General features: G+C 69.0%; 19 protein-coding genes and 6 pseudogenes. 12 read left to right on the forward strand and 13 right to left on the reverse strand.

Features of this window, described 5'->3' with window-relative positions; genetic code table 11:
- Window positions 1-21: 21 nt before the first annotated feature.
- Both ACGFSH_RS32095 and ACGFSH_RS32100 read left to right on the forward strand, forming a co-directional pair.
- Window positions 22-546 (forward strand): annotated as a pseudogene (locus ACGFSH_RS32095) (IS701 family transposase); the annotation flags it as partial.
- A 333-nt stretch (window positions 547-879) separates the two neighbouring features.
- A complete protein-coding gene (locus ACGFSH_RS32100) occupies window positions 880-2,310 on the forward strand; it encodes a non-reducing end alpha-L-arabinofuranosidase family hydrolase (RefSeq protein ID WP_393354698.1) in 1,431 nt (476 codons plus the stop codon).
- 239 nt (window positions 2,311-2,549) lie between these two features.
- On the opposite strand, the pseudogene ACGFSH_RS32105 reads toward ACGFSH_RS32100, so the two are convergent.
- Window positions 2,550-3,375: pseudogene (locus ACGFSH_RS32105) on the reverse strand (IS5 family transposase).
- A 293-nt stretch (window positions 3,376-3,668) separates the two neighbouring features.
- Here ACGFSH_RS32105 and ACGFSH_RS32110 point away from each other — a divergent pair.
- From ACGFSH_RS32110 to ACGFSH_RS32120, 3 genes are all read left to right on the forward strand, one after another.
- On the forward strand, window positions 3,669-4,574 hold the full coding sequence (locus ACGFSH_RS32110) for an NADP-dependent oxidoreductase (protein ID WP_393354699.1): 906 nt from the start codon (window positions 3,669-3,671) through the stop codon (window positions 4,572-4,574).
- 74 nt (window positions 4,575-4,648) lie between these two features.
- Window positions 4,649-5,710, forward strand: a complete 1,062-nt coding sequence (locus tag ACGFSH_RS32115; protein WP_393354701.1) for an alkene reductase — start codon at window positions 4,649-4,651, stop codon at window positions 5,708-5,710.
- Window positions 5,711-5,721: 11 nt separating this feature from the next.
- Window positions 5,722-6,201 carry a MarR family winged helix-turn-helix transcriptional regulator gene (locus ACGFSH_RS32120; RefSeq protein WP_393354703.1) on the forward strand — a complete coding sequence of 160 codons (480 nt, stop codon included), beginning with the start codon at window positions 5,722-5,724 and terminating at the stop codon, window positions 6,199-6,201.
- A gap of 318 nt (window positions 6,202-6,519) precedes the next feature.
- Here the strand turns inward: ACGFSH_RS32120 and ACGFSH_RS32125 are convergent, their stop codons facing one another.
- Window positions 6,520-6,996, reverse strand: coding sequence for an ATP-binding protein (locus tag ACGFSH_RS32125; RefSeq protein WP_393354705.1), 477 nt, complete (start codon window positions 6,994-6,996; stop codon window positions 6,520-6,522).
- 157 nt (window positions 6,997-7,153) lie between these two features.
- Here ACGFSH_RS32125 and ACGFSH_RS32130 point away from each other — a divergent pair, with 157 nt between their 5' ends.
- Window positions 7,154-7,519 carry an STAS domain-containing protein gene (locus tag ACGFSH_RS32130; protein WP_393354707.1) on the forward strand — a complete coding sequence of 122 codons (366 nt, stop codon included), beginning with the start codon at window positions 7,154-7,156 and terminating at the stop codon, window positions 7,517-7,519.
- Between the two features lie 487 nt (window positions 7,520-8,006).
- On the opposite strand, the pseudogene ACGFSH_RS32135 reads toward ACGFSH_RS32130, so the two are convergent.
- Together ACGFSH_RS32135 and ACGFSH_RS32140 are read right to left on the reverse strand one after the other, a co-directional pair.
- Window positions 8,007-8,224: pseudogene (locus ACGFSH_RS32135) on the reverse strand (ABC transporter substrate-binding protein); the annotation flags it as partial.
- 239 nt (window positions 8,225-8,463) lie between these two features.
- Complete coding sequence (locus ACGFSH_RS32140; RefSeq protein WP_393354709.1) at window positions 8,464-8,868, reverse strand: hypothetical protein; 405 nt, start codon at window positions 8,866-8,868, stop codon at window positions 8,464-8,466.
- Between the two features lie 130 nt (window positions 8,869-8,998).
- Between ACGFSH_RS32140 and ACGFSH_RS32145 the strand changes: the two are divergent.
- Window positions 8,999-9,211 (forward strand): annotated as a pseudogene (locus ACGFSH_RS32145) (IS5/IS1182 family transposase); the annotation flags it as partial.
- 11 nt (window positions 9,212-9,222) lie between these two features.
- Here the strand turns inward: ACGFSH_RS32145 and ACGFSH_RS32150 are convergent.
- Both ACGFSH_RS32150 and ACGFSH_RS32155 read right to left on the reverse strand, forming a co-directional pair.
- On the reverse strand, window positions 9,223-9,600 hold the full coding sequence (locus tag ACGFSH_RS32150; RefSeq protein WP_393354711.1) for a fic family toxin-antitoxin system, toxin component: 378 nt from the start codon (window positions 9,598-9,600) through the stop codon (window positions 9,223-9,225).
- Complete coding sequence (locus ACGFSH_RS32155) at window positions 9,600-9,839, reverse strand: hypothetical protein (RefSeq protein WP_256916653.1); 240 nt, start codon at window positions 9,837-9,839, stop codon at window positions 9,600-9,602. The genes ACGFSH_RS32150 and ACGFSH_RS32155 overlap by 1 nt, the downstream gene beginning before the upstream one ends.
- A gap of 277 nt (window positions 9,840-10,116) precedes the next feature.
- On the opposite strand from ACGFSH_RS32155, the gene ACGFSH_RS32160 reads away from it, so the two are divergent.
- The gene (locus tag ACGFSH_RS32160) at window positions 10,117-10,350 is read left to right on the forward strand and encodes an STAS domain-containing protein (RefSeq protein ID WP_393354713.1); all 234 of its coding nucleotides are present in this window, start codon (window positions 10,117-10,119) and stop codon (window positions 10,348-10,350) included.
- Window positions 10,351-10,502: 152 nt separating this feature from the next.
- On the opposite strand, the gene ACGFSH_RS32165 is transcribed toward ACGFSH_RS32160, so the two are convergent.
- Window positions 10,503-10,871, reverse strand: coding sequence for an ANTAR domain-containing protein (locus ACGFSH_RS32165; RefSeq protein WP_393354715.1), 369 nt, complete (start codon window positions 10,869-10,871; stop codon window positions 10,503-10,505).
- Between the two features lie 360 nt (window positions 10,872-11,231).
- Window positions 11,232-11,462: pseudogene (locus tag ACGFSH_RS32170) on the reverse strand (SpoIIE family protein phosphatase); the annotation flags it as partial.
- An 85-nt stretch (window positions 11,463-11,547) separates the two neighbouring features.
- On the opposite strand from ACGFSH_RS32170, the gene ACGFSH_RS32175 reads away from it, so the two are divergent.
- A complete protein-coding gene (locus ACGFSH_RS32175) occupies window positions 11,548-12,018 on the forward strand; it encodes a hypothetical protein (protein ID WP_393354717.1) in 471 nt (156 codons plus the stop codon).
- A gap of 542 nt (window positions 12,019-12,560) precedes the next feature.
- Here the strand turns inward: ACGFSH_RS32175 and ACGFSH_RS32180 are convergent.
- Together ACGFSH_RS32180 and mscL are read right to left on the reverse strand one after the other, a co-directional pair.
- On the reverse strand, window positions 12,561-12,716 hold the full coding sequence (locus ACGFSH_RS32180) for a DUF6131 family protein (RefSeq protein WP_393354719.1): 156 nt from the start codon (window positions 12,714-12,716) through the stop codon (window positions 12,561-12,563).
- Between the two features lie 896 nt (window positions 12,717-13,612).
- The gene (gene mscL / locus ACGFSH_RS32185) at window positions 13,613-14,056 is read right to left on the reverse strand and encodes a large conductance mechanosensitive channel protein MscL (protein WP_393354720.1); all 444 of its coding nucleotides are present in this window, start codon (window positions 14,054-14,056) and stop codon (window positions 13,613-13,615) included.
- A 274-nt stretch (window positions 14,057-14,330) separates the two neighbouring features.
- Between mscL and ACGFSH_RS32190 the strand changes: the two are divergent.
- Window positions 14,331-15,260: pseudogene (locus ACGFSH_RS32190) on the forward strand (anti-sigma factor RsbA family regulatory protein).
- A 140-nt stretch (window positions 15,261-15,400) separates the two neighbouring features.
- On the opposite strand, the gene ACGFSH_RS32195 reads toward ACGFSH_RS32190, so the two are convergent.
- Both ACGFSH_RS32195 and ACGFSH_RS32200 read right to left on the reverse strand, forming a co-directional pair.
- Entirely contained in the window at window positions 15,401-15,844 is a 444-nt protein-coding gene (locus tag ACGFSH_RS32195; protein ID WP_393354722.1) for a hypothetical protein, read from the reverse strand.
- Between the two features lie 219 nt (window positions 15,845-16,063).
- A complete protein-coding gene (locus ACGFSH_RS32200; RefSeq protein WP_393354724.1) occupies window positions 16,064-17,053 on the reverse strand; it encodes a magnesium and cobalt transport protein CorA in 990 nt (329 codons plus the stop codon).
- A gap of 167 nt (window positions 17,054-17,220) precedes the next feature.
- Here ACGFSH_RS32200 and ACGFSH_RS32205 point away from each other — a divergent pair, with 167 nt between their 5' ends.
- On the forward strand, window positions 17,221-17,541 hold the full coding sequence (locus tag ACGFSH_RS32205) for a transposase (protein WP_393354726.1): 321 nt from the start codon (window positions 17,221-17,223) through the stop codon (window positions 17,539-17,541).
- A 132-nt stretch (window positions 17,542-17,673) separates the two neighbouring features.
- Here the strand turns inward: ACGFSH_RS32205 and ACGFSH_RS32210 are convergent, their stop codons facing one another.
- Window positions 17,674-18,054 (reverse strand): hypothetical protein, encoded by a 381-nt coding sequence (locus tag ACGFSH_RS32210; RefSeq protein WP_393354728.1) that lies wholly within the window; start codon window positions 18,052-18,054, stop codon window positions 17,674-17,676.
- Between the two features lie 355 nt (window positions 18,055-18,409).
- On the opposite strand from ACGFSH_RS32210, the gene ACGFSH_RS32215 reads away from it, so the two are divergent.
- A complete protein-coding gene (locus ACGFSH_RS32215) occupies window positions 18,410-18,547 on the forward strand; it encodes a hypothetical protein (RefSeq protein WP_385248168.1) in 138 nt (45 codons plus the stop codon).
- The last annotated feature ends 134 nt before the right edge of the window (window positions 18,548-18,681 follow it).

Below are 18,681 nucleotides of genomic sequence, written 5' to 3' on the forward strand. Positions count from 1 at the left end.
GCAAGGGACACATCGACACCGATGATCCGCCGGGCCATCGCCGACAAGATCCCGTTCAGCTGGGTCACGGCGGACACCACATACGGCTACAGCAAAGGCTGGCGGTTGGAGCTGGAGCAGGCGGGCGTCTTCCCACGGCATGGCCACCACCAGGCAGGACACCGCCGTCACCCGCTGGTTCATCGACCATCCCGTGCACGAGCTGTTTCCCTGTCCCGCGGCAGAAGGGGAAACGCCGGTCCTGCGGTGAAGGACCCCATGGCCGACGGATCTTTGACCAGGCCCGTGTAGAGGTTCGGCCCTGGCACCGCGAGGACCGTCGGCACTTGGTCCTCGCCCGCCGCAGAGTGAGCAGGCTCAAAGAGATCTCCCATTACATCGCCTACTGTCCCGCCGCCACGACGCTGGACGCCCCCCGGCTGGCACCGTCACATGATCCTGGCCATGGCAGCCCACGCCTGCCTCACCGTCCCGCGCGCCCGACACCTGGACACGGACATTGCAGAAACGGATCCTCCCAGCTCATGCACCCGTCTCACCGACCGCCGACCCACACCCATCGACCACATCCTGCACTGGTCGCCCTGGCGCCGACGACGCCGGCACCAAGCCCCCGTTAGTCACTACGAACGACGCGGACACAGCCAGCACTCAGAACAAGCCACCGCTGCTGTACCAGGCCTTCTTCCGGCTCGTGACTTCTCCGGCGCGTGAATCCTGTGAGAAGTATTGACGCGAGTGACCGGATCTTTATTATCCACTTGCTCGATACTTCGATCCATGTTCGAAATGGCGAACATATGCGAGGTCACGCCGCCCCACCCCACGCACAGCCTCCGAGGAGCGGCAGAGCCGCGCACACAGAAACACGAGGTCTCCATGCACAGACTTGGCTTCAGCCGCAGACGTCGGTCCGCGGTCATCGCCGCCGCGACCGCCACCATGGTCTCGCTTGCGGCGTTGCTGGTCGCCGGCCCGGCCGCCCAGGCGGCCACCAGCGGCGCCCTGCGCGGCACCGGTTCCGGCCGGTGTCTCGACGTGTCGGGCGCCAGCCAGAGCAATGGCACCACCACCCAGATCTATGACTGCTGGGGCGGGACCAACCAGCAGTGGACGCTGACGGACAGCAACCAGCTGACCGTGTACGGCAGCAAGTGCCTGGATGTGCCCGGCCACGCCACGACGTCCGGGACCCGGCCGGTGATCTGGGACTGCACCGGCGGTACGAACCAGCAGTGGCGGGTGAACACGGACGGTACGGTCGTCGGCGTGGAGTCCGGGCTGTGCCTGAGCGTCGTGGGTGCCGGTACCGCCAACGGCACTGCGGTGGAGATCGCGACCTGCAACGGCGGCGGCAACCAGAAGTGGACCGGCCTGTCCGCCTCGGGCACCACGTGTTCCCTTCCGTCGACATACCGGTGGACCTCGACCGGGGCACTGGCCCAGCCGGCGAACGGGTGGGCCGCGCTCAAGGACTTCACCACGGTGACGTACCAGGGCAAGCACCTGGTCTACGGGACGTACTCCGACGGCAACTGGAAGTCGATGGGCTTCGGCGCCTTCACGAACTGGTCGGACATGGCCTCCGCCCCCCAGAGCGCCATGAGCCAGACCGCGGTGGCGCCCACCCTGTTCTACTTCGCGCCCAGGAACATCTGGGTGATGGCCTCCCAGTGGAGCGGTGGCTGGCCCTTCAACTACCGCACGTCGACCGACCCCACCAACCCCAACAGCTGGTCCGCGCCGCAGCCGCTGTTCACCGGCACCCTCCCCAGCACCGAGAACTCCCCCACCGGCGCGCTCGACCAGACCCTGATCGCCGACAACCAGAACATGTACCTGTTCTTCGCCGGTGACAACGGCAAGATCTACAAGTCGACCATGCCGCTCGCGAACTTCCCGGGCAACTTCGGGTCGTCGTACACGACGGTCATCAGCGACACCGTGGACAAGGTGTTCGAGGCGCCGGAGGTCTACAAGGTCCAGGGCCAGAACCAGTACCTCATGATCGTCGAGGCGCGGGGCGCGAACGGGCGCTACTTCCGCTCGTACACCGCCTCCAGCCTGAACGGTCCGTGGACCGTGCAGGCCGGCAGCGAGAGCGCCCCCTTCGCGGGCAAGGCCAACAGCGGCGCCACCTGGACCAACGACATCAGCCACGGTGACCTGGTCCGCAACAATCCCGACCAGACCAAGACCGTCGACCCCTGCAACCTGCAGTTCCTCTACCAGGGCAGGGGCGCCACCCAGAACGGCCTCGACTACTCGCTGTGGCCGTACCGTCCGGGTGTCCTCACTCTGCAGCGCTGACACGCTCGACACGCACAATCCGAGGGAACCTCAGCCGCACCTCGGCTGGGGTTCCTCCCCTTTGGCGCTCGGCGGGCCCCGGGGGTGATCCCGCCGTGCCGGCGATCTCCCTTCGGCCGCGGGTTCCGCCCGGTCCGCGCCGTCGCCGTACCGGGAGCGCGCTCCGACAGCACGCTGAACACCGCCGCCGTCAGCGGCACCGACAGCGGCCGGCCACTGTCCTAGGCTCCGGTCCTCAGTCAGGGCCGCGTCCACATGAGAATCGCAGCGAGGTGCAGTGCGGCCTGGTAGGCGATGGCAAGCTTGTCGGTTCGCCGGGCCAGGCCACGCCACTGCTTGAGGCGGTTGATGCACCGTTCGACGGCATTGCGCTGCTTGTGCGCCTCGGCGTCGAATCCGGGTGGGCGACCACCGGCGCGACCTCGTCGTAGTCGGTGACCGACCTGGTCGGCGGGCTGCGGGATCACGGCACGGATACCTCGCCGCCGACGATGCTGACGGATCGCGCGGGACGAATACGCGCGGTCCGCCAGGACGGCGTCCGGCCGGGTTCGCGGTCTTCCCGGCCCGCCTCGCGAAACACGGATCGCTGCCATGACCATCTCGAAGGCCGGCGCGTCGCCCGCCTGGCCCGCGGAGACGCGGAGGACCAAGGGCCGTGTGCGGCTGTCGCTGACGAGATGGACCTTCGTGCTCAGGCCGCCACGGGAACGTCCGAGCGCATGGTCATCGGGCTCAGCCTGAAATGGCGCCCCTTTTTCCTGGCTCCAGCGGCGTGCTGGTGAGCCCGGCAGACGGTGGAGTCCACCGACATGGTCCAGCCGATGTCGTCAGCACCGTCAGCCGCTGCCAGGCGGCGAGGATCCCTTCCCAGGTGCCGTCCACGGCCCACCTGAGCAGCCGTTTGTGAGCGGTCTGGAATGAGCCGAGCTCGTCGGGCAGGTCCCGCCAGGGCGAGCCGGTGCGGTACTTCCACGCGATGGCCTCCAGGGTTCGACGATGGTCGGCCCATCGCCGGCCACGGACCGGATCGGCCGGCATCAACGGCTCGATCCGGCCCCACATCGCATCAGTGATCACCCGCCGGACAGACGCATCCGATCAACCGACCAGCAGATCAAGGAGACACGCTCTAGGGGCCTGGTCGGCCGTCCGGCTTCCGGTGGAGGTAGCCCCTGGCCGCGCAAGGCGCACTCTGGCGGGGCGCCTCCCGCTTCGACGGCCATCCCGAGGAGACCAACGCGACCGTGACCGATCTCGCGGAGCCCCAGCGGCAAATGCTTGGCTAGCCACATGTTTGCTGTACGGTAGTTATGTGTCCAGCCACTTAAATGGGTGGCGACACGAGAGGAGTCGTCATGAAGGCCATCCTGTTCGACCGTTTCGGCGGCACCGACCTGCTGCACAAGGCGGACATCGAGGTTCCGCAGCCCGGCCCCGGCCAGGTTCGCGTCCGCGTCAAGGCGGCCGGGCTGAACGCGCTGGATGGCAAGATCCGCTCCGGAGCGATGCAGGCCGCGTTCCCCACGCCGCTCCCCGCCGTCCCCGGTGCCGAGCTCGCCGGCGTGGTGGACGCCCTGGGTGAGGGCGTGCAGGACGTACAGGTGGGCGACGAGGTGCTGGGCTGGTCGGACACCGGCTCATACGCCCAGTACGCGCTGGCCACCACCGTGGCCCTCAAGCCCGCCAGCCTCGACTGGCAGCGCGCGGTCGCGCTGCCGGTGGCGGGCGAGACGGCCGAGCGGGTCCTGGACCTGCTGGGCGTCGCCGCCGGAGAGACCGTACTGATGCACGGCGCGGCCGGAGCGGTCGGCACCCTGGCGGTCCAGCTGGCCACGGCCCGCGGAGCGCGTGTCATCGCCACCGCCGGCCCCGCCAACCAGGACTACCTCACCTCGCTCGGCGCCACCGCGACGCTCTACGGCGAGGGCCTGGTCGAGCGGGTCCGGGCGCTCGCCCCCGACGGCGTGGACGCGGTGTTCGACCTGGCCGGGAAGGGAGCCCTGGAGGACTCCATCACCCTGCGCGGCGGCACCGAGCGCATCGTCACCATCGCCGACTTCCGCGCACACCAGCTCGGCATCACCTTCTCCAGCGGTGGCCAGGGACGCTCGGCCGCCCGCCTGGCCGCGCTGGCGCAGGACGCCGCGACCGGCAAGCTCGTCACCACCGTCACCGCCTACCCACTCGACCGGGCCGCCACGGCCCAGCAGGTCAGCGACGCCGGGCATGGCCGGGGCAAGCTCGTCCTCACCCTCGACTGATCACGCCCGCCCTTCCCTCTTGTTCTGCCTTGTCCTGCTCCTCACCTAACCATCACCGCACCGAAGGACCACTCATGCTGAACGCCCTGTGGACACCGACCACCGTCGGCGACATCTCCCTCCCGCACCGCCTGGTCATGGCCCCCATGACCCGTGACCGCTCCACCCCCGAAGGCGTACCGACCGAGCTGAACGCCGAGTACTACGCCCAGCGGGCCTCGCACGCGCTCATCATCACCGAGGGGACCCAGCCCAACGCCGATGGCCAGGGCTACCTCCTCACCCCCGGCGTCCACAATGACGAGCAGATCGCCGGGTGGCGCAAGGTCACCGACGCCGTGCACGCAGCGGACGGCCGGATCGTCATCCAGTTGATGCACACCGGACGGATCTCCCACCCCGACAACACCCCGCACGGCCGTCAGCCGGTCGCCCCTTCGGCTATCCAGCCGCAGGGCGCGATGTTCACCGCGTCCGGGCCCCAGGAGATGCCGACGCCCCGTGCGCTTTCAACGCAGGAGGTTGTGGCGACCGTCGACGACTTCCGCCGCGCCGCGGCGGCCGCCGTCGCGGCAGGCGCCGACGGCGTGGAGATCCACGGCGCCAACGGCTACCTCGTGCACCAGTTCCTCGCCGACAACAGCAACCAGCGCACCGACCAGTACGGCGGCTCCATCGAGGGCCGCATCCGCTTCGCCGTCGAGGTCGCCACCGCCGTGGCCGAGGAGATCGGCGCCGACCGCACCGGCCTGCGCATCTCCCCCGGCAACCCCTACAACGACATCGCCGAGTCCGACACAGCCGAGCTGTATCCGGCGCTCCTGCGCGCCCTCAGCCCGCTCGGCCTCGCCTACCTGCACATCCTCCAAGCGGGGGACGAGGAGCTGCTGGGCACCCTGCGCGCGCTGTGGCCGACCACGCTGATCCTCAACCGGGCCGGCACCGACCTGCCCACCCGCGCCAAGGACATCGACAACGGCACGGCCGACCTCGTCTCCGTCGGCGCCCTCGCGCTCGCCAACCCGGACCTGGTCGAGCGGCTACGCTCTGACGCGCCGCTGAACACCCCCGACCCGGCGACTTTCTACGGCGGCGGAGTGGCCGGCTACACCGACTACCCCACCCACACTGTCTGAGGAACAGCACCATGCCCGCCTCCACCCACCGCACCCCCTCCACGGCCAGCGAGGGGCCGATGAGCTACGCGATCTTCCAGCTCGCCCGCGCCCACCGCGCCCGCGCCGCCGCCATGCTCCGCGAAATGGACCTGCATCCCGGCCAGGAATTGCTGCTCATGCAACTCCTCGACCGGGACGGCCAGACCCAGTCCGAACTGCTCGAAAGCGTCGGCCTGGACCACTCCACCGTCTCCAAGTCCCTGCGCCGCATGCAGGACGCCGGCCTGCTCGTGCGCGAGCCGGCCGCACACGACCGGCGCGTCATGGTCGTCCACCTCACCGACAAGGGCCGCGCTATGCGCGAGCCCCTGGCAGCCATGTGGCAGGCCCTGGAGGAGACCTCCGCGGTGAACCTGTCGGCGCAGCAGGCAGAGTCCTTCGTCCGCACCGCCTACGCCATCGCCTCCGCGATCAACGGCCGCGCTCTTCCGCAGGAAGAGTCCGGGTAACTCCTTTCGGTCCGCACCGCCCGTCTACGGCATGGAGCGCGCTTCGTTTCCGGCGTTGCTGCAAGGGGGACGTGCTGCAGGGCACTCGGCTCATGAAGACCGCGCTGAACGGAGCCAGCCTCCCAACTGCCGAAGCCCAGCGAGCCGAGCTAGCCGATGGGCGGTACCCACGCTCACCCCCGTACCTCGGGGAGAACGGGGATGTGCGCCACGCCGGTCCTGCAGCAGTGGGGCCCGCGCGTACGCCACCTCAGCACCCGCCCGTGACCACTCAGTCCGGCCGTGCGGCGGCCTGGTGTACTCAGCCCGCCGCGATCTTCAAACGGATCCGGCCGTCGTGTCGGACAGGGCGATGCGGGCCGTGATGCGCTTGCCGACCGGCGCCTGCTCGACCAGTAGGGCCTGGCTGACGGCTTTGACGATCTCCAAACCGTGCTGGCCGATCCGGCCGGGATCGGCGGCCCGGGCGGCAGGGACGAGGGGATCGCTGTCCCACACGACGACGTCCACGAAGCGGGCGGTGATGCCCAACTCCACCAGGACCGGGCCCGGGGCGTACTTGCAGGCGTTGGTGACCAGCTCGCTGACGACCAGCTGGGTCACATCACGCGCGCGGGCGGACACGGACACGGGGTAGTCGACTTCGGCCTGGGCGAGGAAGGCGAGGGCGCACCGGCGGGCGTCGGCGATGCAGCCGTCGTCCCCGCCGAGGGCGTAGCCGGCCCGGATCAGGTGTCCGATGGGCGCAGCACCAGCGCTTCGGGAGGCGTGGGGTCCGCTTGGTGGCGCCGTCATTCTGCGTTCACGAGTGCGCCCCTACCCGCCCTTTCCTCGCACATGCCCGGAGCATCTTGTTCCGCACAGCCGTCTGAGAGCATGTGCCCCGGTTGGCGGGGCACAATCAATGCCGCAGGCCCTGACCTGGGCACGCCCGCGCGCAACCGAGGACACCGTGACCGACATCGCCACAGCAGACCAGCCGGAGCAGTTCTGCGTAGAGCAGCGCCTCGTCGACGGTGTCCGCTTGGTGAGTGTCCAGGGCGAGATCGACCACGACGTCCAGGACGTCCTGACCGAGGCTCTGCTGCCCGGAGACGACGGCGCGCCGGCGCGGATCGTGGCGGACCTCAGCGGCGTGACCTTCATGGACTCCACCGGCATCAACGTCTTCGTCACCGCCCACCAGGCCGTCACTGGCACAGACGGCTGGGTGCGCATCGCCGGCGCGCAGGAGCCCGTCCAGCGCGTCCTCGCCATGGTGGGCGTCGACACTCTCATCCCCTGCCACCCCACGCTCGAGCACGCCCTGCACCACTGACGGGCCCCCTATTCGGTCGAACCCAGGCCTGGGGCGTTGCCCCGACACCCGTGATTGGTGCACGGCCGCCTCCAGTTCCTGACGCACCGGCTCTGGCGGGCGCGAAACCGTGGTCAGTCCTGCGAGGGGACGCGGGCGCCGATCGGCCGTCTGAGGAGAACGCCACCGTGTGGACCCCCGCTGTCGGACCCAAGTCCACCGGCCCCGCCGACCCGGTTATGGGTCTGAGCGTCCCACAGCTGCACGCTCCCGCCCCCGGAGCCAGTGGCGAGGAGGCGGCCGTCGGGAGAATGCGACGGTGTAGATCCAGACATTTTCATGCCTGAGGGGTTCGCCGACGGGGTTGTGGGTCTGGGTATCCCACGGCCGCACGGTCCAATCGGCGCTGGCGGTGGCGAGGAGGCGGCCATCGGGGGAAACGCCACCCCGTCGGCCTCCGCGGCATGACGTCTACGCCACCATCAAGCCCGACGCAACTGCCCCAGTGGTCGGGGTCACCGTTGCTGCCGATGCCGGCCAGGACCGCGTCGTTCTTCATGCGCGGCTCGATGACTTCCCAGGTGGCGCTCTCCACCTTCACGTCGAAGCCGGCCTTCCTATCGTCGGAGGCGTAGGCGAGGGCGTGGTCCCTGGCGGACCTTGTCGCCGGAGGGGTACGGGACGGGCGAACGAGGCCCGCTGCCCGCCCTTGGTGCGGATGCCGCCCCTCGGCTACGGCGCGCGCGTCTTCGGCTGCTGTCCGCGTACCACCTTCGTAGCCTTCCCTACCGGCGTCTGTCCCACCACGGACCGTAGAGCAGACTCCTAGCGGCCGACGCACCCCGTCCCCTGACTCCCGCCCGTGTCTCGGGCGCGACCTCCGGGCGATACAAGGCGTGGCCAAGCACGCAGACGGGGTTCCGGCCCTCCTCCGAGGAAGCCGGAACCCCGCCGTCAGCTGGGCGTCAGCAGATGTTGAGACCCGGGATGGGCTCGTAGTTGTTGCCGCCCGAGACCTTGTTGGCCGGGAACCAGCCCCAACCTCCGTCGTCGTATGCCTCATCGCCTTGGGTGAAGAGCCACCAGTTGTTACGGGCGTTGCCGACCGGCACGTTGTCGCCCGCCTGTGTCTGGCAGACGAACCAGTTGTCACCGGCGTACAGGTAGCCAGTGAGCCGGTTGCCCTGTCCCACGGTGTTCCCCTGGTAGTTGTGGCAGTAGCGAGCGCTGTACGTCTGGCCGCCGGGGCCGGTCTTCTGGCCCGCGTTCCCCCAGCAGCCGCTCGCCGCCGACGCGCTCGCCGGCGTCAGGGCGACCGCGCTGGCCGCCAGCACCGCTGCGGCGCCGAACGAGGCAAGGATGCGCTTCATCATGTGGTCCTTCCGGTACTGCCACCCCCGTTGGTGGACCCGGCCATCGTGGCACCAAGCCACTGGGGCCAACCATGCTTTTCGACGCTGACCGAAGCAAAAGACAACGAAGCACTCAATGTGCTAGATCGTCGCCGGCACCCTCCTCCTGGATCAGGTCGCCGCCGCACATCCCAGCATCCGCAAAGCGTGGGTCGACGGCGGCTACCGCCAGCACCTCGTCGAGCACGCAGCCACCCTCGGCATCGACATGGAAATCACACAACGCAAGCCCGGGACCAGGGGATTCACCCCCATCCCGAAACGCTGGGCGGTCGAGCGGACCTACGGCTGGCTCATGCTCACTGAGTTGTTTCAGGTGGCGGTGGGCCAGGCCCGCAGCAGGGCAGCGATCTTCGCGGCGGTGCAGGCGGGGTCCAAGAGCAGGTCCTTGAGGGCGATGGCGTCTTCGCGGGCGGGCTTGACGGGAATCCCTGCGGCCTCGAGATACATGACGCCGGTGGCAGCGGCGACGGCGAGGTTGGAGCGCTCCAGCCAACGGCAGCGGCCCAGCGTGTGCACCAGGGCGGCGGCTTTGGCGTAGGGGCCGTCGTAAACGGGCTGCTCGAACAGCTCGGCCCGGTGGCGGGCGACCGCGGAAAGGGGAACACCGTAGTCGTCGGGGGCCGGGTCATTGGCTCCGGCGGCCTCGGCGACCTGCAAGATCCAGGGGACCTCGATGTGCAGTTCCATCAGGCGGCGCGCGCTCCGGGGGGCGTCTGCTCGGCTTGTTCGGCCTCGTCGAAGACGGATTGGTGGTCGGCCAGGAACCGGGCGGCGGCGTCCACCGCGCGGGCGCGCAGACCGCTGGTGTCATCGTGCACGAGGCGGGCGAGGTAGTCGCCGATGCTCAGTCCGAGGTCGGCGGCGCGCTTCTTCGCGAGTTCTGCGACGTCTTCGTCCACGCGCGCGCCCAGCTGTGTCTTGGCCATACCAGTATGGTAACAGCTGTTACCGCGCCGTGTGGGCGGCAGGCGCACTCTTCTGCGTCCAGTCCCCGTCGAAAGGGGCGGCGACCAGACCTACGCGATCGTTTGGGGAGTTGGCTGGGGCGGCGTTTCACTCAGCCCTTGACGAGCAAGGCGACAAGCCGAAGGGGCTGCGCCGGCACAGCTTGCCGGTTTTAGACACGGGGCGCCGGTGCATTCGCTCGCGGGGGTGGGGCAGATTCGACTGCGCGCGCCCCGGCCCCCTGTGAGGGGCTTGAACGTGGTCGAGGAGACGGCGAGCGACATCGGGAACGCGGACCAGCCAGCCCGGCTTCATGCCGAGCACCGCACGGTCGAGGACATCGGCGTCGTCACGCTGCGGGGCAAGATCGACAACGACGGCCAGGAGCGGCTCAGCGCGGCCCTGCAAGGCGGGCAGGGCGCCGGGCCGGAACGGATCGCCGCAGACCTCAGCCAGGTCACGTTCATGGACTCCACCGGCATCAACGTCTAGTTCCGCGCCCACCAGCGGGTGAGCGGCGCGGGCGGATGGATCCGCATCGCGGGAGCTCAAGAACCCGTCCGGCACGTTCTGCAACTGGTCGGCGTCGATGCCGTCATCACCTGCTTGCCCACCGTCGAGCAGGCCCTGACCGACTGCCCCCGTCAGCGGGGCGGAGCGGTGCCGTCTGAGAGGCGCGAGCGTCGCAGCACCACTTCGAATGCCTCCTTCACGGGCTGCGGCAGTGTCTCGCCTAGAGCCCAGGCGATTACCGCGTCGGCGACCGTGTGCAGCTTGACGTTGGCGCGCTGAGAGACCTCCCGCAGCACCGCGAACCCCGCCGTAGGAGGGATCTTGCGGACCGCGACGAGAACACCGATGGCCTGATCGACCGCCGCGTGAGAGTCGACCGCGCGCCGCAACTGCGCATTCTCCTCCTCCAGACGGGCCAGCTCCTCGTCCCGGCCGCCCGCAGGCATGGACCGCTGCACACGTTGGGGCCGCACGGCCGGCACTCCCTTCATGAGCGACATTTCTAGTACGCCTGCCCGATCCCGGGGTCGCAAGACGTCCCTGCCGGCCGGAGGGAGGGGTTCTTCGCCGAGCATGGCCGACGAAGAACAAGAGGCTGTCTCCCCAACCCCTCACCAGTGCAAGTCACCCGCCTGGCCCCGCTCGGACGTATGGGAACCGCCTCCTCACGGCAGAGCCATTCCCCCGGAGCTCGCACCCGCCGCCAGCCAGACAACTATTGGAAACCCTGCCATACGGCAGGAACGCGGCCTGGCCGGGTGTCGCCGCACCGCGGACCTCTCGGTTACCTGCATGGGAAGGGTGTCTTCCATGCCTCGAACGGTCTGGTCGGGCGCGCTCTGGTTCGGCCTGGTCGCGGGTCAGGTGAGCGGGGGTGACTGAGCGGGTGTTCGTGCGACGAGGAGGGCGATGTCGTCGGTGTGGTCGGTAGTCAGACCGGCGGGGAGTTCGTCGCAGAAGGGGTCGAGGTCTTCGCGGGCGAGGGCGGCGGCGTGTTGTCTCAGGCGTGTCATGCCGTGGGTGAGGTCTTCTCCGCGGCGTTCTATGAGGCCGTCGGTGTACATGAGCACGGTGGAGCGGGCCGGCAGGTTTTCGGTGGCGTGATGGCGCGGGAGGTCGGGGTCGACGCCGAGGAGGAGACCGCGTCCGCCCGCGTACCGGGGCGACCACGGCGGTGTGGGTGCCGAGCTGGTCGAACAGCTCGAGCTGACGGGCGTGCAGCGGGTCGGCGGCCTTGTCGGGGCTGGGGATGTCGCTGGCGGTCAGCAACAGAGGGCCGGCGCCGATGAGCACGCGCGACAGCGGGCCGACGGGGTCTTCCGGAATGGCGGGCAGCAGCCCGGACAGGCCGCCTGCCGGCAGTACGGAGGGATCACGGTGGACGACGCTGACCCGGCGGGGCTGGCCGTCGTCGTCGAGCAGATCGACCGCGCACCAGTCCGCCAGCTGAGGCACGACGATCCGGCACGCCCGTTGCACCGCGGCATGCGAGTCGAGCGTGCTGGTCATGGCAGTGGTCGTCTCCGCCAGCAGCGTCAGCCGGTCCAGCGCCCGCTGGACCACCTGGTCCACCTCGAAATCGTCTATGTCCCGTCCTTCCCGCGGGACCTGCCGTTAAAGGCAACCGGGGGGCTGGTGCCGGGCTGAGTTGAGCGGCGCAGGCCGACCTCGTCTGACTGCATCTGGCATCACCCGTGTGGGGCAGCATGCCATCGTGTGGTGGGGGAAGCCGGAGGCTGAGCCTGTGGGTGTGGCGTCGTCCCCGCATGCCGGCGTCGGGGTGGCCGCGGTTGAACCCCCGAGTCGATTGCGGCCACCTCGAACGACAGGTACGGGCGCGACCTGTCCGGCCCTTCCTGTTCAGGCGGTCCGGACCCCGGGCGGGGCGGGCTGATCCGCACGACCAGGCTGCACCTGCCGCCGCACATGTCGCGTCGCCGCTCATCGGCTGCCGGGTGGGCGAAATGCCCGGTCCGGGTGCGTCAGCTGAGCGGCCAGTCAACGGGCCTCGCGGACACGCCGTGCGCAGGCGCCTTCGTTCGCCTGGCCTGGGCCTACTGGGAACGGCGGGGCAATCGCGTGCATGACCGGTCGATGGCCACGCTCTGCTGGACGTGATCGTCCGGCACACGGCCAGGCGCAGGGCCCGCGCGTCAGCACGCACCGATGCCGGTGCTGGTACGGCGAGGTCACCAGTAGTGGCGTCGGCCGGCGACCGCGTGTCCCATGGACCCCAAGATCCACAGGATCGCGCCGATGACCGCGAGAATGATTCCGATCGTCCACAGGATCGATATGCCGGTGACGAAACCGACGACCAGCAAGATGATGCCGAGGAGGAGCATGACTGCCTCCGGTGCGAAGTAGTACTGCTTTCACTCTGCACCGCAGCGCCGTGCCAGGGAAGTGCCAATACCTACATATTCCGGATTCCTCGCTGTGATCGGGGCGTCTGCTTCCGAGCCATGGGAAATTGCGTGCCTACGTGCGGGAGGGAAGCCCGAAGGCAGGGATCGCTCGGGCCGCCAGGAACGGTGGGCGCGCCTTTCCATCCTGACCCGGTGCAGGCTGAGCACCGGTGGGCGCCAGTCAGCGACACATACCAACAGACGATCCGAGGCTCCGAAGGAAGTGGCCCATCTGCCAATCGGTCGGCGCAGCACGGGGGGGGGACATGCGCTAACGAAGAAAGTACGGTGCACTCCGCGCAGCCACGCCTAGTAGAGCCAAGCGGAACTCTCACGAAGCGCGGCGAAAGACGGTGGCAGGGCCGATGACGCGGGGGGCACTTGTCGCGCACCCGGTCGATGGCCGATTCAGCGACCAGTCGGGCCTCTCGGGTGTCGTCGAGGCTGATCTGCTGCGCGACCTGGTCGGCGTCGACCAGGTCCTCCCCCCTGCAACGCAAGGGCGGTCAAACGGCCGCGCTGGGCCGGCCGGGGCGAGGGCAAGCACCAGATGGTGACCGGCTGGCCGTACTCGGTGGGGACCGCACTGGAGGTCCGGCCGCACCTCCTGGACAGCGGTGCTGGACGCGGTTCCCCTGGGGCCCGGCGCAGACGTCGCCGCGGTGACCACGGTGCAGATACGCGGGGTCGTCGAGAGGCTCGTCCCGCCGGCCAAAAGCGGCCGGGACGGGGTGGAGAAGTCGTTCGATGAGGTTACGTCGCCGCTTTCGGCTGGGGCGATCGGACGTCCCCGCGACGTGCCCGGCAACCCAGGCCGGGCTTGGGAGGTCTGGTCACCCAGCGCGCTGGGTTGCCTCCTCGGCCTGAGCGGGTACGGCGGGCAGGGAGACGGTGCAGGAGGCGCAGCGTCGAGCCTGGGCGGGTACGGGGCTGAGGCATTCGGGGCAGTCCCGTTTGGGGGCCTGGACGTCTTGGTGCGGGGCGAGGCGTTCGTGGAGTTTGTTGATCGGGAGCACGACCAGGAAGTACAGGGCGCTGGCAAGGAGGAGGAAGCTGATCGCCGCGTTGATGAAGGCACCATAAGGGAACTGGGTGGCGCCAAGGGTGAAGGTCTTGCGGCTCATGTCGCCGGTGGCGCCGGTGGCCAGCCCGACGAGTGGCGTCAGGAAGGCGCTGACGAAGCCGTTCACCACGGCGGTGAACGCCGCCCCGATGACGATGCCGACGGCCAGATCGACCACGTTGCCGCGCAGAATGAAGCTGCGGAAACCCTTCACCTTCTCACCCCTCAGAGGCACTCGACGTCGACGGGCGGCACCGAAACCGCGGTCAGCTAACCGCCTTCGCCTCGGATGCCCTGCTACCCGTCCCCCATGCCGGCTCCGCCGCGCGGCGCGGTGGTGTTCGTCGAGGTGGCCGGGGTGAGTGCGCTGGCGGTCACGGCCATGAACCTGCAGGGCAGACAGGTAGTGGTGGAGCATCCGCCGCCGCAGTTGCCCCGGATTTTGGAGTTGTTCGGCCGGGTCTGGACAGGATCGAGGTGGCTCTGTGATGAGCAGGGTGACCACTCGCGGGGCGTTCGTGCACCCTGCCCTGTTCTACCGCACCGACCAGGAGTACACGCGGCAGACGGTGTCCTTCCTGCGAAAGGCTCGACAACGGCGAGCCGATGGCCGTCGCCGTGCCCGGCCCCAACCTGCAACTGATCAAAAGCGGGTGGGGCGCGGACGCCGAGGGCATCCTGTTCCTCCGGGGGCGGATCATCGGTGAACCGATCTGGGCCGGGCGCAGCGCGGTGGAGTACCCGGCGTGCGCGCAGCACGAGGCTCTGATCAACGCCGCCTTCGAGGGCAGGGCGGTGACGATCAGTGCACGTACGACGAGGTGCGGGATCGGCAGGTGCTCGCCGATGCCCGGGTTACCCACCCGACCCTCATCAGCGGGGAGGGCCGTGAGTGGGTCAGCGACGTCTACGACTGGCAGGCGGTCGTCGCCCGTTACAACCAGGAGCCGCCAACGGTGCCGGGCCCGTGCGGGTGTGCGTCGGCGGATCCGCGTAGCGCCTTGGGGATGATTCGCCCCGGGTTGCGGCCGGCCTCGGTCATGTTCAACGCCGCGATCTTCTCCTACGGCGCAGAGGACCTTCCGGCGGTCCGCCGTTGCGCTGTCGCTCAGTCCGCGCGGCTGGGCCTAGCCGGTGAGCGGCTGATCGATGTGGAGCTGGCGGTCGCGGAGCTGACGACCAACAGCGTGGTGCACGGCGGAGGCTGCGGGACGCTTGCGATCTGGGCCGACGAAGAACAGCTCGTGATCGAGGTCCGTGACGCAGGCCGGCTGACTGATCCGCTGGCCGGCCGCCGGCCGCCAGAGCGCGGGCAGGTGGGCGGCCGGGGCCTGATGCTGGTCCACTACGTGTCCGATCTGGTGCGCGGACACGCCGGCGACGACGGCACGAGGGTGCGCTACTGCCTCAGCCTGTAACCGCACGTGGGCGGCCCGCCTGTCCGGGCGGCCGCCTGCCCCTTCACGCAGCGACGATTAACGAGTCGCGGCGCCCTCGGGCCAGGGGCGGTTCGACATCGGCGGGCAGGCGCATACAGTTCGCGTCCGAGGCCAGGCTTTTAGGTGACCAGTCGGCCGGCCAGCCGGTGCGCCTGTGTCAGCAGAGTTCCGTACGTTGCGACCTCGTCGGGATCGTCCGGCCGCGCATGGGACAAGTGGTCGCGCAGTGCCTCGAGCGTCCGGTGGAGTTCCTGTACTGCTTGGCGCAGCTCTTGATCGTTCTGGTGGCTGAAGCGACTCTGGCTGTAGAGGCGTAGGGCGTGGGCGGTCTGGCGTAGGAAGTCGGCGTAGCGGCGGGCGAGGGTGGGGTCCGGCCGGCTGGCTGCTCGGTCTTCGCCTGCGCGATGGACCGGTAGACGCGCGATGGACCGGTAGACGGTCGATTCCACCAGCACGATCGCCACCCATGGTGCGACGAACGCCACGGGCGCCTTGAGCCACCAGCCCGCCACCGCCCAGGCGCTCCAGGCGGCCAGCGCCGCCTTGACGGCCTGCACCGCCACGTCCCGCTCCCTGCCGGGCCCAGCACATGCCCGTTTCACCGTTTGCCCGGCGTCCAGCGCGTTGCGGCGCACGGACTGGACCGTCGCCCCTATCCATTGCTTGGCAGTGCAGGTGCCACCCGTTCGATCGGGTACGCCTCTGCGCCGGCTCCGGTGGCTGACCAAGCGTCGCGCCCGGGCTTGCCGACGGCAGCGGGCCAGCGGGGACGGCTGGGGTGTTCAGAGCCAGCCGTTGTGGCGGAAGGCCCGGTATAGCAGTCCCGCGCCGAGGGCCATCGCGGCCAGCGCGCAGGGGTAGCCGTAGCGCCAGTCCAGTTCGGGCATGTGGGCGAAGTTCATGCCGTAGATCCCGGCGACCATGGTGGGGATGGCGAGGATGGCGGCCCAGGCGCTGATACGGCGCATGTCGTCGTTCTGCCAGGTGCCGACCTTGGCGAGGTGGGCGTCGAGGACGGAGGCGAGCAGGTCGTCCAGGGCGCGGACTTCGGTGTCGGTGCGGGTGAGGTGGTCGGCGACGTCGCGGAAGTACGGGACTATCTGCTGGGGCCAGTCGTCGTGGGGCGCGGTGAAGTGCTGCACGACGGGGACCAGCGGCTGGACGGCGTCGCGGAACTCGACCACCTCCCGCTTGAGCGCGTAGATACGCGCAGTCAGGTCATCGCGGGCAGGTGAGAACACGCACCGTTCCAGGTCGGTGAGGTCCGTCCGGACCTGAGCCGCGGCCAGTGCGTAGTCGTCGACGATCACGTCGGTGACCGCGTGCAGCACACTGACCGGTCCGAGCCGTGCTATCTGCGGGACGTCCGTCAGCCGCCGGGCCGCCTCAGCTGTCGGATCGTTCGCCCCATGCCGGACGGTCAGCGCGAACGACGGGCCGAGGAAGATCATGACTTCGCCGGTTTCCACGTCTGCGGTCTGCTCGACGAACCACAGGGTCTTCACGGCGACTGCCAGGACGTCACCGTAGCGTTCCTGCTTCGGCCGCTGATGTGCCTGGGCTGCGTCCTCAATCGCCAGAGGATGCAGCTTCAGGTACTCGCCTAGTCGCTGCAGCTCGTCCTCGCGGGGGTCGTCCATCCGGATCCAGGCGAACTCGTCGGGCTTCAGCGCCGCCAGGCGGTCGAGGGCGCCCTGGCATCCTCCGTCTTCCTGCCCGGCGCCGATCTTTTCGCATTCGCCCGTCTGCTCTTGATAGATCACGCAATCCATGCCTTCTCGGGTGCTTCCGCCGCCGCATTCCATGCCTGGGCAGCAGCCAGACCCAGCACCCGAACGCCGTCTGCACCCGATGGGCACCAGACCTTCACACAGGCCAGCTGCACACCGAGCCTCCGTGGGAACCCGACGGGTGTCACCCACCAGGAGGGAACTGGGCCGTGATCCTGCTGCTGGCCGTCCATGTCGTCGCGGCGAGCGTCCAGGACCGTGACGGCGCGAAGCGGCCGTTGCTGTGGACCAGACTCGACCATCCCGGTGTCCGGAAGGTCTGGGCCGCCCAGGGCTTCGCCGGCCGCTTGGTCGAGTGGGTCGCACAGATCCTCGGCGGCGATCTGGAGATCGTCCGCAGGGCCCCTGACCAGCGCGATTTCCAGGTCCAGCCCAAGCGGTGGGCGGTAGAGCGCACCCTCGCGTGGCTTACCGCCCACCGGCGCCTCGCCCGGGCTACGAGACCAGCCCGGCCCATTCCGAGACGATGATTCGATGGGCCATGATCGGCGTCATGGTCCGCCGCCTTACCCGAGGCCGACCGGCGACCTGACCAGGCCCACGATCGCTCTCCCGCGCTGAGGCCCACAGGCTCAACCGCGGTGCGACCCAAGCCTCGTCGCTCACTTCATGAACGCGATCACCAGCGGGTCCGACTCTGGCGCAACGTAGTCGTATGTCGGATAGTCGACGTGGCAATGATCGCTTGCACCCGCCTCGGAGGCGAAGCCCTCAAGGTTGTCGGCGAGGAGGTCGAGAGCTTCCCGCCCTCCCTTGATCCTCAGGACCTGAGCTTCCGTGACGATCGAAACCGTGGCCCGCTCCGGATCCTCTCGAAACGCGATCTCCGACAGCGACCTCTCGTAGGGAGAGGGGCACGGGTTCTCCGAGAGATCAAAGCTTCCGGCCCTCCCCCGCAGCAGCTGCCCGAACGCCAGCAGTCCTTGACGCGTCCCGGAGAACTCGATCTCTTTCGTTTCCCCGCTGTACAGAACCTGCAACATCGCATCCCCTCCAACCCGCCGATCGTACCGATCACCAAGAGGGATCGCCCCGCTGACACTTCCGCTGCGGTCGGGTCTGCGGCTCTGTGGCAGATCTCAAACGCGGTCCGAGCATGGATCCGGGCCCTGACGGATGCGGTGATGCAAATGCCCGACCGCTGGCGGCGCCAGGTATGGCAGCATCACCGCCATGTCTATGCTGACCTGGGACTACGACGGTGATCTGTTCTGCGCCCTCACCACCGAGACGGGTACGGGCCAGGGTCGGATGACACAATTCGAGCTCAGCGAGGCCCGCATGGTTTCGGGCCGAGCCTCTTCTATGCCTGCTTCACCTGCTCCAGGGCCGACAGCCGTGACGGTGCTTGTCTACGCGCCCGAGGAGGAGAAGCCGGCAGAGGTCTACTTCGACGCAACGCAGACGCTGCCCTTCGCCGTTCTCCAGCACTTCGTGGCGCTCGTCGCCTCACGCCTGGCGAGTACAGGATCGTAGAGCAGCCGTCTTGGCAGCACGGCGAGACCCTGGGCCGACATCACGAGTTGAAATTCAGTAGCAGATGGAGCTGGCCTTCCACGCCGTCCTCACCCCCCTTGGAACAAGCTCCTGGGATTAAGCGCTCACACTGC

This window comes from Streptomyces sp. NPDC048481 (assembly GCF_043200075.1).
Lineage (GTDB): Bacteria > Actinomycetota > Actinomycetes > Streptomycetales > Streptomycetaceae > Streptomyces.

Coding starts and splice junctions, on each gene's coding strand:
- ACGFSH_RS32100 (WP_393354698.1), top strand. CDS start 880: ATGCACAGACTTGGCTTCAGCCGCAGACGTCGGTCCGCGGTCATCGCC.
- ACGFSH_RS32110 (WP_393354699.1), top strand. CDS start 3,669: ATGAAGGCCATCCTGTTCGACCGTTTCGGCGGCACCGACCTGCTGCAC.
- ACGFSH_RS32115 (WP_393354701.1), top strand. CDS start 4,649: ATGCTGAACGCCCTGTGGACACCGACCACCGTCGGCGACATCTCCCTC.
- ACGFSH_RS32120 (WP_393354703.1), top strand. CDS start 5,722: ATGCCCGCCTCCACCCACCGCACCCCCTCCACGGCCAGCGAGGGGCCG.
- ACGFSH_RS32125 (WP_393354705.1), bottom strand. CDS start 6,996: ATGACGGCGCCACCAAGCGGACCCCACGCCTCCCGAAGCGCTGGTGCT.
- ACGFSH_RS32140 (WP_393354709.1), bottom strand. CDS start 8,868: ATGAAGCGCATCCTTGCCTCGTTCGGCGCCGCAGCGGTGCTGGCGGCC.
- ACGFSH_RS32150 (WP_393354711.1), bottom strand. CDS start 9,600: ATGGAACTGCACATCGAGGTCCCCTGGATCTTGCAGGTCGCCGAGGCC.
- ACGFSH_RS32155 (WP_256916653.1), bottom strand. CDS start 9,839: ATGGCCAAGACACAGCTGGGCGCGCGCGTGGACGAAGACGTCGCAGAA.
- ACGFSH_RS32165 (WP_393354715.1), bottom strand. CDS start 10,871: ATGTCGCTCATGAAGGGAGTGCCGGCCGTGCGGCCCCAACGTGTGCAG.
- ACGFSH_RS32180 (WP_393354719.1), bottom strand. CDS start 12,716: ATGCTCCTCCTCGGCATCATCTTGCTGGTCGTCGGTTTCGTCACCGGC.
- ACGFSH_RS32200 (WP_393354724.1), bottom strand. CDS start 17,053: ATGGATTGCGTGATCTATCAAGAGCAGACGGGCGAATGCGAAAAGATC.
- ACGFSH_RS32210 (WP_393354728.1), bottom strand. CDS start 18,054: ATGTTGCAGGTTCTGTACAGCGGGGAAACGAAAGAGATCGAGTTCTCC.